This window comes from Spongiibacter thalassae (assembly GCF_012272835.1).
GTDB classification, from domain to species: Bacteria; Pseudomonadota; Gammaproteobacteria; order Pseudomonadales; family Spongiibacteraceae; genus Spongiibacter; species Spongiibacter thalassae.
Genome location: NZ_JAAWWK010000002.1, coordinates 1 through 15,832, shown reverse-complemented (window position 1 = coordinate 15,832; position 15,832 = coordinate 1). Strand labels below are relative to the sequence as shown.

The following is a 15,832-nucleotide window of genomic DNA, read 5'->3' as shown; positions in this document are numbered from 1 at the left end:
GATTTCAACTTAAGCGCACCAGATCAAGCGCTTTTTACTTTGCTTTTTTACCAATGAGCGTTTAGAATTCTGCGCCCTTAGAGTGTCGTCAATGTTTTGGCGGCGCAACCCGAACACATTGCCAATATCAATCAGGACAGGTTTAACGAATGCCTTCAGTCAAACTCAAAGAAAACGAGCCATTTGATATCGCACTACGCCGCTTTAAGCGTTCTTGCGAAAAAGCCGGTGTACTTGCAGAAGTTCGTCGTCGCGAGTTCTATGAAAAGCCCACTTCTGTGCGCAAGCGTCAAGCCGCAGCAGCCGTTAAGCGTCACGCGAAGAAAGTTTCTCGCGAGATGAAAAAGCAGCAGCGCCTGTACTAAGATCAAGCAGTAACATCAGTCTTTCCGCAGCAACAACGAAAGACGGCAATATGGGCGGCATAAGGTCGCCCGTTTTGCATTGTGCGCGATTGATTCACGGCGACCATATTTACATCCACGTTGACACAGGCCCCAGCCATGAGCCAGCCCAGCCTCAAGCAAACCCTTAGCGATGCCATGAAAGCGGCAATGCGCGCCAAGGACAAAGAGCGCCTGTCGGCGGTAAGACTGATTCTGTCCGAAATCAAACGCATCGAAGTAGACGAGCGCATTGAAATTGACGATGCTCGCTGCCTAGCCGTGCTCGACAAGATGTGCAAGCAACGCCGCGACTCGATCAGCCAGTACGAAGGTGCCGGACGCGAGGACCTGGCCAGCGTAGAGCGCCAGGAAATGGAAGTTATCCAGAGCTTCATGCCCAACCCGCTCAGCGCCGATGAGCTCGACCAACTTATCAGCCAGGCCATCGCCGACACCGGCGCCGACTCCATCAAGGCAATGGGCCAGGTCGTTGCACAGTTGAAACCCGCCGTGCAGGGTCGCGCCGACATGGGCGAAGTCAGCCGACTGATAAAAGCTCGACTGGGCTGAACAACACCTCGACCGCGCCGCACCGGGCACCCGCCCGGGCCATTACCGGGGCTTGATACGTGGCAGCTAAAGGACGCATTCCACAGGCATTTATCGACGACCTGCTGTCGCGGGTTGATATCGTCGATATTATCAATCGCCGCGTCTCACTGAAGAAAACGGGTCGCAACTACAGCGCTCGCTGCCCCTTCCACGAAGAAAAAACCCCTTCGTTCAGCGTCAACCCCGACAAACAGTTTTACTACTGCTTTGGCTGCGGCGCTGCCGGCAATGCGATTGGCTTCCTGATGGAATACGACCGCCAGGACTTTCCCTCCGCCATCGACAGCCTCGCCCACAGCGCGGGGATCGAAGTGCCACGGGAGGAGGCCTCGCCACAGCAAATACAGCAACAGGCGCGACGAAAAACCATCTTCGACCTGATGGAACAAATCGCCAGCCACTACCAGAAGGCACTGCGCGACCATCCCAAGGCCCAGACCGCCGTGGATTACCTGCGCAAACGCGGTCTCAGCGGTCAGATCAGCCGCGACTTCGGCATCGGCTTTGCCCCGCCGGGCTGGGACAACCTGCTCAAGCAATTCGGCACCACCGAGGAGAGCCGCCAACAACTGCTCGACGCCGGCATGCTGATCGAGAATGACGACGGCAAGCTCTACGATCGTTTCCGCGAACGCATTATGTTCCCGATCCGCGACAATCGCGGCCGGGTCGTCGCCTTTGGCGGCCGGGTGCTGGGCGACGACAAACCCAAATACCTGAACTCCCCAGAAACCGACATCTTCCACAAGGGGCGCGAGCTTTACGGACTCTACGAGGCGCGGCAGTTTTACCGCAAGCTCGAACGGGTCATCGTCGTGGAAGGCTATATGGACGTGGTGGCCCTCGCCCAGCACGGCATTCGCTGTGCCGTCGCCACCCTGGGTACCGCCAGCAACAGCGACCATCTGCGCACCGTATTCCGCTATTGCAGCGAGATTATCTTCTGCTTCGACGGCGACGAAGCGGGCCGCCGCGCCGCACAGCGCGCCCTGGAAAACGCGCTGCCCACTATGGAAGATGGCCGCAGCATCCGCTTCCTGTTCCTGGCTGAGGGAGAGGACCCCGACGACACCGTCAGGCGGGTCGGCGGCACCGGCTTTGAGGCCTTGGTCGCCCAGGCCGCACCGCTGGAGAGCCACTTCTTCGACAGCTTCGCCCAACAGTTCGACACCAACAGCATGGAGGGCAAGGCCCGCCTGGCGAAGCAGGCCAGCCCGATGCTCGCCCAGCTACCCAATGGCGTCTTCAAGGAGCTGATGATTGAGGAGCTGGCCAAGCGCAGCGGCCTGCGCCGCCAGGCCCTGGAAGAGCTGCAGCGAGAGGCGACGCCGCCGCAGAGCGCTCCGCCCCGCGACCCTGACACCGCCTCCCGCGCCGCCACAGATACTGCCCCCCGATCCGGCAAACTGATTAAAAAGCTGCCCGAAGGACAGCGCGACGCCAACCTGTTTGCCCTTGCCATGCTGCTGTATACCCCCGGCAACATCGCTCGCGAATACAGCACCAACCACCAGTGGGATACCGATATTCCCGCCGCTGCACTGCTACACAACATCCTCGATCTTCTGCGAAAACGCCCGGATTCAACCACTGCCATGCTACTGGGCCACTGGCACGGCCAAAAAGAGTACCAACTGCTGACCGAGGCGCTGAAAACCATTGAATTACTTGGCCCCAGCCTCGATGACGAGCGCGCGAAGCAGGCTTTTTTTGATACAATAGACTACTTCGAGCGCCGAAAAGACGTTCTGCAACTTGAAGAGCAGCTCAAGGCCCTTCGCGACAGCGAGGAAGTCGACAAAGCCCACCGAGCGAACTACGCTGAACTCAGCGACGAAGCAAAATCAAAACTGCGCGCCATTCAGCAATTATTAGAGCGAAAGCACCAACGCTGACAGGATCATTTACGAACCGGCCTTGATTTAACTGGTCGTAGATGGTGTTGCTGGAGTATAATACGCGGCTATTTTTCACCTGCACCTACGAGTATTTTGCAAGAATGAATGACTCAACTCATCAATCGCGCCTCAAACAACTCATTGCCAAGGGCAAGGAGCAGGGTTACCTCACCTACTCTGAAGTCAACGACCACCTTCCCGAAGACATTTCCGATCCGGATCAGGTCGAAGAAATCATTCAGATGATCAATGACATGGGTATTCAGGTGTTCGAACACGCCCCTGATGAAGACACCCTGATCATGACCGGCGGCGACTCTGCCGACGACATCGCCGCCGCCGAGGCCGCTGCCGCACTGGCTGCAGTAGAAACCGAAACCGGTCGCACCACCGACCCTGTGCGTATGTACATGCGTGAAATGGGCACTGTGGAGCTGCTCACCCGCGAGGGTGAAATTGTTATTGCCAAGCGCATCGAGGAAGGCATTCGCGATGTGATGGCCGCGCTGGCCTACTACCCCGGCGTTGTCAGCAGCGTGCTGGCTGAATATGACAAGGTTCTCGCCGAAGAGCGCCGCCTCGGCGACATTATGAGCGGCTATCTCGACCCCGCCGACAATGTGCCGTCGCCCCAGGCCCAGGCCGCCGCAGCAGCGGAAGCCGCCGAGGCCGCTGACGACGACGATGACACCCCCTCTGGCCCGGACCCGGAAGAAGCCCGCCTTCGCTTCACCGCCCTGCGCGAGCAGTTTGAAAAGGTCGAGCAAAGCATTGCGGAACACGGCCGCTACAGCAAGCAGACCGCCAAGGAACTCGCGGCACTGGGCGACCTGTTCAAATTCTTTAAACTGACACCGGCGATCTTCGATCCGCTGATCGAGTCAGTGCGCACCACCCTGAGCTCAATTCGCGCTCTCGAAAAGGAAATCATGCTGATCTGCGTGAAAAACGCCGGCATGGACCGCAAGGAATTCATTCGCAGCTATCAGGGCAACGAAGCGAATATCGAATGGATCAACGAGCACATCAAGAAATACCCGCGCCTGGAAGATTACAAAGACGCGCTGGCCCGTATTCAGAACAAGATTGGCGCCATCGAGCAGCGTCAGGACCTGACCATTGCCGACATCAAGGAGATCAACCGTCGCATCTCCATTGGTGAAGCCCGCGCCCGTCGCGCCAAGAAGGAAATGGTTGAGGCCAACCTTCGTCTGGTAATTTCCATCGCCAAGAAGTACACCAACCGCGGCCTGCAATTCCTCGACCTGATTCAGGAAGGCAACATTGGCCTGATGAAAGCGGTCGACAAATTTGAATACCGTCGCGGCTACAAATTCTCTACCTACGCCACCTGGTGGATTCGTCAGGCGATTACTCGCTCCATTGCCGACCAGGCCCGCACCATCCGTATTCCGGTCCACATGATCGAAACGATCAACAAGCTCAACCGGATTTCACGGCAGATGCTGCAGGAAATGGGCCGCGAACCCTCGCCAGAGGAGCTCGGCGAACGCATGGAAATGCCTGAAGACAAAGTGCGCAAGGTGCTGAAAATCGCCAAGGAACCCATTTCGATGGAAACCCCCATTGGCGACGACGAAGACTCCCATCTGGGCGACTTTATCGAAGACAACACCATTTCCTCGCCGGTTGATTCCGCGACAGGAGAGGGCCTGCGTGAAGCTACCCGCGAAGTCCTCGCCGGACTGACCGCCCGGGAAGCCAAGGTACTGCGTATGCGTTTCGGCATCGACATGAACACCGACCACACCCTTGAGGAGGTCGGCAAACAGTTTGATGTCACCCGTGAGCGAATTCGTCAGATTGAAGCCAAGGCGCTGCGCAAGCTGCGCCACCCCACCCGCTCAGACCATCTGCGCAGCTTCCTCGACGAATAAACAATTCAGGCAGCCTGCGGGCTGCCTTGTTGTTTTCCGGTACGCTATTCGAGGACAATTCAGTGATTCGCAACACCCCCAGATTTCGCCCTGCCCTGCTGGCCTGTTCTGTCCTGCTCGGTGTCGCGCTGTTGAGCGCCTGCTCCTCGACTCCCGAAGCCGCCCCTGCGCCCCCGGCGCTGTCTGACGAACAGTTGCAGCGGCAGCAGGTTTTTGACGGTGCACGCAAATTTATCGAGCGGGGGCACTACCTCGCCGCCGAAACCGAGCTGCAACGCCTGCTCAAAAATCCCACCCGAGACACTCTGCGCCGCGATGCCCTCGCCGAGCTGATTCTGTTACAGCTCAATCGCAACAACCCCAGAGGCGACATTTCCCTGGCGCTGTTATCACTGGACCAGCTTAACGCCATGGGCCAGCAAGACCGCCAACAGGAGCAATTATTCCGCGCACTGAGTTCAGCGGTAGAGATTCAGGTGAGGCTCGAGCAGGCGGCCCAGCGCAACAGCCAGGCCAGCGAAATTCAGGCTCAGTTGCGCCGGGAAATCGACTCACTGCAACGGGCGCTGGAGCAGCTGCGACGGCTGTCTTTGCAATAGCCGCTACTGACTGACTTTGGGTTTCTTTTCCCGGCGAAGGTACAGGCTCAGCTGCGACTCCAGCACACTGGTATCAGCCTCGGTACGCGCCAGCATCACCGGAACAGTACGCCACTGGGAGTGCTGAAGCTGGGTGAGAAACTGACCCACGGCGGTATCGTCCTCATGGGGACCGATGACGATCAATTGCCAGGGCCGCTCCGCCAACCAGATTTGCGTCTGCGCAACATCGGCGCTGTGGTAGATATGCCAGTGCTCAGCACCAGGCAGCTGAACGATCAGCTCCTTCAAGGCCGAACCCTGTTCCAGCAATAACAGATTGCCCACCGCCGAGACCGGCACCAGCTCCCGCACGGCGGTCACCAGCTCCTCCCTGGCGACGGGTTTGACCAGATATTCATTGGCGCCCAGCAACAGCCCGAGATCCCGTTCATTGAGCATCGACTGCATCAGCACCGGCACCCTCGCCAGCTTGTCGTCGCTGCGCAGGGCGTGCAACACCTGCCAGCCATCCATCACCGGCATCATCACATCGAGAATAATCAGATCGGGCACCTGCTCATCGGCCAGGGCCAGCCCCTCTGCCCCGGAGGCAGCCGTGCGTACCCGGTAACCGTCCCGCTGCAGACTGCGCCGCGCCAGGTCCAGCACGCTGCTGTCGTCATCAATGACCAATACATCGCCTACCCCACTGCCATCTTCTGCCGCGCTCAGCGCGTGGTGCTCGCCATTCAGAGGCAGTTTCAACAGAAAGCTGGAGCCCTTACCCGGCTCGCTTTTGGCGCTCAGCCCCCCACCCAGCAATTCCGCAAACTTTCGCGAAATCGTCAGACCGAGGCCAGAGCCACCGTACTGCTTGGTGGTGGATAAATCCGCCTGGACGAAGGCGTCGAACACACGGCCCAGCTGGGCCTCATCCATGCCGATTCCAGTATCAGACACCTCGGCACACAGCCATTGCTGCTCGCCGAGCTGCTCCTCCCACACTTTGAGATACACATCGCCTTCACGGGTGAATTTGGCGGAATTACTCAACAGATTGAGCAGTATTTGCCGCAAGCGGGTGACATCGGTACGAATTTCCCGATGCATCACCTGGTAGTCGCAATGCAGGCGATTGCGGTTTTTATCCATCAACGGCGCCGCGGTAATTTCCACATCGTTCAATACGGTTTTCAGGTCGATGGACTCCCAGTAAACCGCCATTCGACCAGACTCGATCTTTGAAATATCCAGCACATCGTTAATCAAAGTAAGCAGGTGTTTGCCCGCCAGCTGAATCTTTTCCAGGTCTGGCTGCAATTCAATCGCCGGCAGCGCTTCGTCGTCTTCGATCTCCTCCAGCAACATTTCTGAATAGCCGATAATGGCGTTCATCGGCGTGCGCAGCTCGTGGCTCATATTCGCCAGAAATCCGCTCTTGGCCTGGTTAGCCGCATCGGCGCGGCGACTGGCTTCGCGCACGCGGCTCATGGCCGTGCGCAGATTGGCGGCCATGTCGTTAAAGGACTTCGCCAGCTGGCCGAACTCATCGCTGCCCATATCGGCAATGTTGTAGTCGAAGTTACCGCTACCCCATTCCGCGGTGCCCTTCTGCAACTGCCGAATCGACCGGCGGGTATAGCGGGTAATGTAATAGCCCAGCGCGAAAGTGACAGCCAGGGCCAGCAAAAACACCCCAAGCGCCACCTTGTTGGTCAGGCTGACGATCTCTTTCAGCTTGGCGTTGATCTCGTCGGAGCGAATCAGCAGGCTCAACTCGTTTTCGCGCAGCTGCGCACTCAGGCGATCGTAGAGCACCGCCAGCCCGACAATACCCTCCTGTTCGCCGTGAACATAGGCGCGCCAACCGGCAAACAGCTCCTGAGCCGAGAGAACCGCATAGCTGTCAGCCTCCATATATTCGCGCAGATCCCGGTTCAATGTGGCCTGCAAACGGGTCAGGGTCGTAATCGCCATTTCCACTTCGCGGCGCTCTTCCGCACTGAGTTGCGCGCCGGTGCCCGAGGCACTCAGCGCCTCAATCACCCTCACCTTGCGCTGGGTACTGTGCAGCAACTGGCTGAAATTATTCATTTCCGCCTGGGTGTTAATCACACTCTGCAACAGCCAGACATTGCGTCGACGGGTGTCATTCCCCCAGATCTGTACCAGCACACTGCCCAGGGAAAGACACAAAATACAAACAAAAGAGGTCGTTAAACGGCGGGTAAAGCTCACTGGGGGGCCTCTCCCAGCAAGGCACTGATTTTGCTCAGCAGACGAGGCAGGTCTACCGGTTTGGTGTCATAGTCGTCGCATCCCGCCGCCATCGCCCGCTGCCGGTCGTCTGCCATGGCATGGGCGGTGAGGGCAATAATGGGAATGCTCCGCAGCACCTCGTCGGCCTTCATTTCCCTGGCGACCTGCCAGCCGTCCTTCACTGGCAGACTCATATCCAACAGCATCAGGTCGGGGCGCAAACTGCGCGACAGATCAAGGCCCTGCTGACCATCTACCGCCAGATGCACCTCAAACCCCCTGCGGATCAGGCGGCGGCTGAGCATATCGCGGTTCATTTCATTGTCTTCAACAAGCAAGATTGACGGCATAGTTACCACTATCTTTCGCAAAGGGAATTGGGAGTATCAGTGCTTGGGCGGCGCGATCAACGGCTCCAGCAAGCGACTGGCTTCCTGACTGTGGGTGGTGATTTTCATCACGTAGCAATCACCCTCCTGCTGCACCAGCTTGCCATAAAGGCCATCACTGCCGACGCCAAACAGACAGACATCCGCTGGCAGTTCCAGGGATGCCGGAATCGACAGACGCAGGGCACCACTGCGCACTGCCAGTATCTTTACGGCGATGCGCTCGGAACTTACCCGCTTGCCCGACAACAGCGAAATACGCACATTCTCCGGCGAGGAGGCGAGCGCCTTCCAGCGCACGTCTGCGCCCTCGAGCAGAAGGTCGTAGGGCAAACCTACACCGAGCACTTCGGTGAGCTTCAGCGGCTCATCCAGCCCCTTCACCACCACATCAAACTGACTACCCCGCAACACCTCTACCCGGGAGAGGTCCAGTGTCGCTGGCGACGCCAGAATCTGCCCACCCACCGTACAGGACTCTATTCGCGAGGTTAAATTGACGTTGTGTCCTACCACGCCATACTTGCTGCGCAGTTCAGAGCCGATATTCCCGGCGACGACGTCACCGGTGTTCAGGCCGATGCCAATTTCGATCAGCGGCAGCCCCTCCTCCTCGTTGCGCCGATTCACCTCAGCCATAGCCTGCTGCATTGCCACGGCGCAGGCCAGTGCCCGATCGCTGTCATCCTCTTCACTCACCGGTGCGCCGAAAACCGCGAGAATACCGTCGCCGACGAATTCGTCCACCGTGCCGCGAAAACCCTGTATCACCTCGGTCATCACCGCCAGGTAGTTGTTTAACAGCGCCACACAACGCTCGGGCTCAAGGCGCATACTAATCAGCGAGAAGTCCCGAATATCCGCCATCAACACCGTTACTCGACGGCGTTCGCCACCAAGGCTCAGACCGTCGCTGTTATCCAGCAAGCGCTGCACAATCTCATCCGACAGGTAGCGGCCAAACACCTTGCGGATAAAACGCTGGCTCTTTTCCAGCTCCGCCAGATACTCCCGCTCGCGATCTTGCCATGCCTTGCGCTCCAACAGCGCCGACACCCGCGCCGTTAACAGGGTCGCGTTCACCGGTTTAATCAAATAGTCGCTGGCCCCCGCGTCAATACAGTGGATGGCACCACCCTCGTCCTGCACCCCGCTGATCACCACCACTGGAATTCGCCGCAACTGCTCGTCGCGGCGAATCTCCTGCAACACCTCGTAACCATTCAGGCCCGGCATCACCAGATCCAGCAGCACCAGGTCCGGCGAGGCGCTGCGCATCACCTCCAGACAACGCTCGCCGCTGGCGGCTTCGATAACCAGATGATCCTGGCGCTGAAGCTGCTGGGCCAGCAGCTCCCGGCTACTTTCGTTATCATCCACCACCAGCAGCGTCGCCGGCTCGGTGCTGCGCTGGGCACCGCCCAGACCGCGACGAAAGCTCTTGAAAATGGAGGCAATGGGATCGGTGGACTCGTCATCGATCGCGGGCACCCGAAAGCCATCAAGACTGGCCTGAAACCGTCGCGACATCGTCGGGATTTCCCTCAGCTCGGCACAGAGCTTCGGCTCCTCGTGATCCTCCAGCAATATCTCCGCATAGCCCTCGACAATGCCAATGCTGTTGCGTAAATCGTGACGCAAGCGCGACAGCCCTGTATCATCGGCGCCCTCGTCGCGGCTGAACTCCCCCAGCGCCTCCAGCATCGCCGCCAGCGCCCGCTGCATATGCTCCGCGTCGCCGACGCCGCCATCACCCTCAGGCAACAGGCTCAGCACCGTATTCACCCGCGCCGACATCGCCGCCACCGCCGCGTGCAAGCTCTGCAGCATATTTTCCAGATAAGCCTTCTCAATCCGTTTACCGTCGTCCACACACAACCCCGATTACCGTGTCACACCTGCCAATTATGGCAGTGCACCAGTAAAAAGGCATAACCGCAAGGAGAGATTTAGCCTCGCCAAACTGGCATTACCCGATCCACCTCTTTATAATGCGGCCACTTCGCTTTTGCCTGCGGGACTCCCCGGCAAAACACCCCTCTTGCGGGCCCGTAGCTCAGTTGGTTAGAGCATCCGACTCATAATCAATAGGCCAAGGGGTAAAAAAGTTTAAATGGGCCTGTAGCTCAGTTGGTTAGAGCACACGACTCATAATCGTTAGGTCCTCGGTTCAAGTCCGAGCAGGCCCACCATTTAAACCATAAAATCAAAAGCTTAGAGAATTTTTTCCAGTTTTCAATCATTTCCCCCAGGGTTCAGAGAGACGTAACCCCAATCAATCTTCTCCAACACCACTCATCAAAGCACCGAACGCTACTTTTTCTTGGGTTACAACGGGGTTACATTGAAAGCGGCGTGACGATAAGTAGCGTATAGAAAACCTCCATTTTTCTTACTTGTTGAATAAACGTGGTAGCTTGCTAAGTTGAAAGTTAGAATGTAGAGATTGATAGAATTTGAAAGTTGGGTGGCGTAGCAATCTCTCGGTCGCCTATATATTGGAGTTAAGCACGTGGCCACAGCGGAACAATTAAAAGCACTCCTAAAAAGTCATGCAGATCGTGACGATGAGCGCTTTTATTCTATTGCTCTGCAAGTTGCAGCGAAGGAAGCGCGGCAGGGTCATAGTAAGCTTGCAAACGATATAAAGACCCTTGTTGAAAAGTCTCAAAAGAATTCAAAATTAGGTGTCGCATCTTCGAAGCCCCTCCCGTTCTCTCATCAACCAAAAAGTGAGCTAAAAGGGCTTCTAGAGCTTACCCCGGCAATCGTCAGAATTAGTGAGCTCGTTTACTCAGAGGACATTAAGGAGCGCCTAGAGCAAGTCTTAATTGAACAGAGACAAAAGGATAAACTCAACCGCTTTGGGCTACACCCTAGGAGAAAACTGCTTTTTACTGGATCTCCAGGAACAGGGAAAACCATGTCAGCCGCAATGTTGGCTACAGAGCTAAAACTGCCTCTATACACCATAGTGTTAGACAACCTCATTACCAGATACATGGGAGAAACTGCAGCCAAGCTTCGATTGATTTTTGATCACATCAAGCAGACTCGTGCAGTTTATCTCTTTGACGAGTTTGATGCGATTGGAACTCAGCGAGGCGCGCCTAATGACGTAGGAGAAATCAGGCGCGTCCTGAACTCCTTTCTATTGTTTGTCGAGCAAGATTATTCAGAAAGCATTATCGTTGCAGCAACGAATCACCCTGAGCTTCTAGACCAAGCTCTTTACAGACGATTTGACGACATTATTCCATTCGAAAAACCTCAGCTGGAGCAAATTTCTCTTCTCATCAAGAACCGATTGTCAATTTTTGATACCGCCAAACTCGACTGGGATAAAATATCAAAATCTGCCCTGGGACTGAGTTCAGCAGAAATCACCAGATCATGTGAAGATGCTGCCAAAGAAGCTGTTCTAAACTTCAAGGAAAAAATATCCACTGAGATTTTATTGAAGGCCTTTAATAGGCGCCGTTCAGGAAGCTCCTCTACAAGCAAAGAAAAATAAGGACAGATATGGCTAGCAACAGGAAGCATGTAAATGTTGGCCGGTTTTTTCAAGAAGAACCATTTAAATCCAAACGAACAGGCCGCGGCTCTAGCGTTCCAGTACACAATAGAAACTCTCACGGGGCAGGCCTTCAAGGTCAGTATCAAGCCGTTTTAAATCAATATGAGCATATTGAAAAAGACAGGCCCACTCCTATCACAGAAGACATTGGTATTTATGTCGAAATTCTGAGCGAAGCTGGATGCAAGCTCCCACTCGATAGTTTAGACAATAGAGACTTCAAGTTACGAGCTCATAAATTGCAAGGAGACAGAGAGGTTGCGACTGTCTTTATTCCTGAAGCACGAAGGGCAGCTTTCCTTAAAAAAGTTCGTCAGTACTTAGACCCAAGAAAAGACGGCAAACCAACCAAAGATGGTGAAGTTTTCCCTAAAAACCATACCTTGCTTGACAGTATTTCAGAAATAAAGCTCGCCAATTTACAGTCGTTTTGGACGGATCCTGATGAATTCTATCCTGAAGATCTTAACGCGAAATTTTGGTGGGAAATTTGGTTGAAAGAAACCAGTAACCGAAATGCTAGTGAAATCGCAATTCAGCTTTCAGAACGTTTAAACGCTACTCTAAGCAACACCTCACTTACCTTCTTTAATACCGTAGTTTTTCTAATCCACTGTTCTGCAAATGACTTAAAGAAAGCCCCTGAGTTGATTGGTAACTTAGAGGAACTACGCAAGGCTAAAGAAACGCCAAATCCAATTGTGGAATCATCCCCAGTTGAACAAGCCCAATGGGCAGAAAACATCGCTCAGAGAATTCAAATTTCTGAAGAGGCGACATGTGCCGTATCTATTTTAGATACAGGTGTGAATTACACCCACGCACTTTTGCAACACGTATGTAGCGAGGAATACTCGGTTTCCTGGGATCCTGACTGGCCAAATTATGATAATTGCAACCACTTTGCTCCCTACAATGATCACGGCTCCTTACAGGCGGGCTTGGCTGCATTTGGTAATTTGATGGAAATAGTGTTACATGACGAACCAATTCATCTTTCCCACATTCTAGAGTCAGCGAGAATTTTGCCCCCTGTAGGAGAAAACGAGCCTCGACTCTATGGGGCTATCACTGTGGGCGCAGCATATAAGCTTGAAACTGACAGGCCAAATTTTAATCGAGTTTATAGTTTAGCTGTGACATCAGATCATGAAAGGGAAAGCGGCCAACCGTCATCTTGGTCTGCCGAAATTGATAAATTTTGCTCAGGCATGGAGGATGGACACCGCCGCTTATTTGTAGTTTCGGCAGGCAACAACCGAAACGTCCAACCATCACCTGATTATTGGGATCAAGCTTGTCTCGCCGAGATCGAAGACCCGGCTCAAGCCTGGAATGCACTAACAGTCGGTGCTTACACAGAAATGACGACCAATGACGACCCTCGTCTTGTTGGCTGGTCCCCTTTCGCAAGCCCAGGGGATGTCGCTCCATCCAGCCGCTCTTCCGTTAATTGGCGCTGGAAAAAACACGCCCCACTTAAACCAGAGGTGGTTGCCGAAGGGGGTAATAAGTTACTGTCCCCGGACAAAACAGAAGTAAGTACTGAAGATGTAGTTTCATTGCTTACTACATCAGGAAGGACAGAAGGGCAGCTTTTTGAGCGAAATGGAGATACGAGTGCTGCGTGCGCGTTGATTTCTCGGCAGGCAGCAATACTCCGATCTGAGTATCCAAACCTATGGCCTGAGACCATTCGAGGACTCATTGTTCATTCTTCAGAATGGACTCCTAGAATGATGGAGCGATTTGTACTTCTTAGTGGTATGCATAGTCCAAAGATTGCAAAAGAAAATCTTCTACGTACTGTTGGATACGGGGTCCCTTCTCTCCAGAAGGCTCGATATAGCACAGATAACGCTCTTACTTTGGTAGCTGAAGGAGAGCTGCAGCCTTTTACCATGAAAGATGGCGCCACAGCTTCTACTGACCCTAAGCTAAATAAGATGAAGCTCTACCAGTTACCTTGGCCTCAAGAATCACTTTGCCAATTGCCACTGGAAACAGAGGTAAAGCTCAGAGTCACATTATCCTACTTCATTGAACCAAACCCGGGAAGACGAGGTTATCGATCTCGATACAGCTACCAATCTCATGGTTTAAGATTTGAAACAATTCGGCCTAGACAAGAATTAGATAACTTTCGGGCATACATTAACGGATTGGTAGAACTGGAAGAATATGACGGCCCAGAGGGTGATAACGATGGCTGGTTCTTAGGAAGCCAGTTACGTACCCGAGGTTCTATCCATTCTGATACTTGGATAGGCACTGTTAGAGACTTGCTCGATATGCACACGATTGCCATCTTCCCAGTAGGGGGATGGTGGAAATATAGAACAGCGGAAGATCGATGGAAAAATGAAGTTAAGTTCAGCCTGCTTGTAAGCATCGAAACGCCAGAGCAAGAAATCGACATTTATTCCGAAGTAGAGAGTCTGGTAAACATTTCTATTGAAACTTAAAATGAACAATAAACATGGAATGAAGCTTCACCCAAGCCAATTTTAATGCTGTGTCTCAAGATGAAAGGGATCTTGACGTGCTCCCCGCTAATCGAGACTCGCAGCAAACCGAATACGATTATCTGCGACAACGGCACCGAATTTACCAGCAAGGCCATGTTCTTCTGGAGTCAGGAATCAGGCGTAAAGCTTGGATTCATACAGCCTGGAAAACCGACGCAGAATGCTTTCGTTGAAAGCTTGAATGGAAAATTCAGAAACGAATGCTTGAACCGTCACTGGTTTAGATCAATGGAAGAAGCCAAGGCAGAGATCAATCAGTGGAGGCACCACTACAACCATGCGCCCCCACAGCTCTCTGGACTATTTGCCACCTGTTGCATTTGCAGGCGGCATAATTTTTGGGTAATCTCATCGGGGTCGTGGTACTAACTCTGGGGAAAGGTCAGCGCATTCGAAGATTGATATTAACAGCCCAAAAAGCTGCAGAACCTCAGGAACTTAAAGATTCCCATGCGAACACTCTGATGAAGATGAGAAGCTCGCCCTCCATCAATCGAACTTTTAATATATTTCAGTGGCTCTATAGCAACCGAAAGAAAATCCTTTCAACTACAAATGCGTCCTCTTGGTTAATCTGCTTTATCATTGGCCTGAAGTACTTCATCCCGGTATACCACACAACATTCATCAGCAATATAATTACGTATTCGGAAGTCCATCCAATATTGACGGAAATATTATCCGCAGAAGACTTTTTGGCTGATAAAATTCTTCTGGATCTTGCGGTAGCTTGTTTAGGATTATTCGTGTGTTTCTATCTATATTCAGTAAATCCAGAAAAGCATAATGAAATTAACAACGCAGCAAAGCACGCCACGTTCATCTTCAAGGGGCCATCAAATCTTCTTTTCATGCTGGGATTTTTCACAACTGGAGTTGCTGGAGCGGCCTACAGTGAAAGTGAATTCATCTCAGGACTTCATCTCACTGTATTAGCTTCCACAACCTTCATACTCCCCGGGATGTACCTTCGTTGGCAATCTGAATTTTATATCTCAGACAAAGCTTGGCTTCGGAAATACGCTAGAACCATCGCGAAAGTAAGCCTTTTCATCGCCATATTAATTTTTCTATATATTTCGATTGGTAACTGTATAGAGCTCTGGGACGTCGGCCAAGCCATGTTCCTGTATGGACATGGCCAAACTTCAATGCACCAGCCCGGCCAGCTTATGGCGTCATGAACAGATTTTATTCTTGTAAGCATAACGGGTTCTAACCACCCAACGGGGTCTGTCCCCTCAAAAGCGGGGACAGACCCCTGCCTGGAATTCATCTTCTCGGGTCGCGTTGCTATCCTTTGGCTCAAAGCAAAATGACATTGGCGACTCAGGCGGAGTAAAGCAATGACCCGGTTTTCACGGGCGATACGTAAGCCTCCGGTAATCCCCGGTTGATCAAGGCGTCCAATTGTGCGGCAGCAGCTCTTCGATTTTAGAGGCCTTCTGCGTTGGCAACCGTTCCATCACATCTTGCAAATACGCCTGCGGATTGAGGCCGTTGATCCTGGCTGACTGGATCAAGGTCATGATATTTGCCGCACGCTGCCCACTACGCAATGACCCTGCAAACAGCCAGTTCGAGCGCCCGAGTGCCCAGGGGCGGATTTGGTTTTCCACCCAGTTGTTGTCGATGGGCACGGCGCCGTCATCGAGACAGCGGGTTAAGGCGTCCCAGCGTTTTAAGCTGTAGGCGATCGCTCTG

The 15,832-nt window shown here is 53.7% G+C and carries 12 protein-coding genes, 1 tRNA gene and 1 pseudogene; 10 read left to right on the top strand and 4 right to left on the bottom strand.

What is annotated here, in order from left to right; all coding sequences use genetic code 11:
* Positions 1–149: 149 nt before the first annotated feature.
* The 5 genes from rpsU to HCU74_RS04170 all read left to right on the top strand — a co-directional run bounded on the left by rpsU (position 150) and on the right by HCU74_RS04170 (position 5,393).
* A complete protein-coding gene (gene rpsU / locus HCU74_RS04190; protein WP_168449179.1) occupies positions 150–365 on the top strand; it encodes a 30S ribosomal protein S21 in 216 nt (71 codons plus the stop codon).
* Positions 366–503: 138 nt separating this feature from the next.
* Positions 504–956 (top strand): GatB/YqeY domain-containing protein, encoded by a 453-nt coding sequence (locus tag HCU74_RS04185; protein ID WP_168449178.1) that lies wholly within the window; start codon positions 504–506, stop codon positions 954–956.
* Positions 957–1,015: 59 nt separating this feature from the next.
* Positions 1,016–2,893 carry a DNA primase gene (dnaG, locus tag HCU74_RS04180; protein WP_168449177.1) on the top strand — a complete coding sequence of 626 codons (1,878 nt, stop codon included), beginning with the start codon at positions 1,016–1,018 and terminating at the stop codon, positions 2,891–2,893.
* 104 nt (positions 2,894–2,997) lie between these two features.
* The gene (gene rpoD, locus HCU74_RS04175) at positions 2,998–4,794 is read left to right on the top strand and encodes an RNA polymerase sigma factor RpoD (RefSeq protein ID WP_168449176.1); all 1,797 of its coding nucleotides are present in this window, start codon (positions 2,998–3,000) and stop codon (positions 4,792–4,794) included.
* Between the two features lie 62 nt (positions 4,795–4,856).
* Positions 4,857–5,393, top strand: a complete 537-nt coding sequence (locus tag HCU74_RS04170; RefSeq protein ID WP_168449175.1) for a hypothetical protein — start codon at positions 4,857–4,859, stop codon at positions 5,391–5,393.
* A 3-nt stretch (positions 5,394–5,396) separates the two neighbouring features.
* Here HCU74_RS04170 and HCU74_RS04165 read toward each other — a convergent pair whose 3' ends face one another.
* Genes HCU74_RS04165 through HCU74_RS04155 form a run of 3 tightly spaced genes read right to left on the bottom strand, consistent with a single transcriptional unit; the run spans position 5,397 to position 9,895 of the window.
* Positions 5,397–7,613, bottom strand: coding sequence for an ATP-binding protein (locus HCU74_RS04165; protein WP_168449174.1), 2,217 nt, complete (start codon positions 7,611–7,613; stop codon positions 5,397–5,399).
* Positions 7,610–7,984 (bottom strand): response regulator, encoded by a 375-nt coding sequence (locus HCU74_RS04160; protein ID WP_168449173.1) that lies wholly within the window; start codon positions 7,982–7,984, stop codon positions 7,610–7,612. The genes HCU74_RS04165 and HCU74_RS04160 overlap by 4 nt, the downstream gene beginning before the upstream one ends.
* A 36-nt stretch (positions 7,985–8,020) precedes the next feature.
* Positions 8,021–9,895: a response regulator gene (locus HCU74_RS04155; RefSeq protein WP_168449172.1), complete on the bottom strand. Its 1,875-nt coding sequence runs from the start codon at positions 9,893–9,895 to the stop codon at positions 8,021–8,023.
* Between the two features lie 243 nt (positions 9,896–10,138).
* Here HCU74_RS04155 and HCU74_RS04150 point away from each other — a divergent pair.
* The 5 genes and pseudogenes from HCU74_RS04150 to HCU74_RS04130 all read left to right on the top strand — a co-directional run bounded on the left by HCU74_RS04150 (position 10,139) and on the right by HCU74_RS04130 (position 15,312).
* Positions 10,139–10,215 (top strand) — tRNA-Ile (locus HCU74_RS04150).
* Between the two features lie 320 nt (positions 10,216–10,535).
* A complete protein-coding gene (locus HCU74_RS20285) occupies positions 10,536–11,537 on the top strand; it encodes an AAA family ATPase (protein WP_168449171.1) in 1,002 nt (333 codons plus the stop codon).
* A gap of 8 nt (positions 11,538–11,545) precedes the next feature.
* The gene (locus HCU74_RS04140; protein ID WP_168449170.1) at positions 11,546–14,065 is read left to right on the top strand and encodes a S8 family peptidase; all 2,520 of its coding nucleotides are present in this window, start codon (positions 11,546–11,548) and stop codon (positions 14,063–14,065) included.
* Positions 14,066–14,146: 81 nt separating this feature from the next.
* Positions 14,147–14,474: pseudogene (locus tag HCU74_RS04135) on the top strand (integrase core domain-containing protein); the annotation flags it as partial.
* Positions 14,467–15,312 carry a hypothetical protein gene (locus HCU74_RS04130; protein ID WP_168449169.1) on the top strand — a complete coding sequence of 282 codons (846 nt, stop codon included), beginning with the start codon at positions 14,467–14,469 and terminating at the stop codon, positions 15,310–15,312. The pseudogene HCU74_RS04135 and the gene HCU74_RS04130, both read left to right, overlap by 8 nt.
* A gap of 213 nt (positions 15,313–15,525) precedes the next feature.
* Here HCU74_RS04130 and HCU74_RS04125 read toward each other — a convergent pair.
* Positions 15,526–15,832 (bottom strand): IS66 family transposase (locus HCU74_RS04125; RefSeq protein WP_168449168.1); only part of this gene is annotated, 307 nt, incomplete at its 5' end.

What these genes read in the sequence shown, in the direction of transcription:
- HCU74_RS04185 (WP_168449178.1), top strand. Translation starts at nt 504, where the DNA reads ATGAGCCAGCCCAGCCTCAAGCAAACCCTTAGCGATGCCATGAAAGCG.
- HCU74_RS04160 (WP_168449173.1), bottom strand. Translation starts at nt 7,984, where the DNA reads ATGCCGTCAATCTTGCTTGTTGAAGACAATGAAATGAACCGCGATATG.
- HCU74_RS04140 (WP_168449170.1), top strand. Translation starts at nt 11,546, where the DNA reads ATGGCTAGCAACAGGAAGCATGTAAATGTTGGCCGGTTTTTTCAAGAA.
- rpsU (WP_168449179.1), top strand. Translation starts at nt 150, where the DNA reads ATGCCTTCAGTCAAACTCAAAGAAAACGAGCCATTTGATATCGCACTA.
- rpoD (WP_168449176.1), top strand. Translation starts at nt 2,998, where the DNA reads ATGAATGACTCAACTCATCAATCGCGCCTCAAACAACTCATTGCCAAG.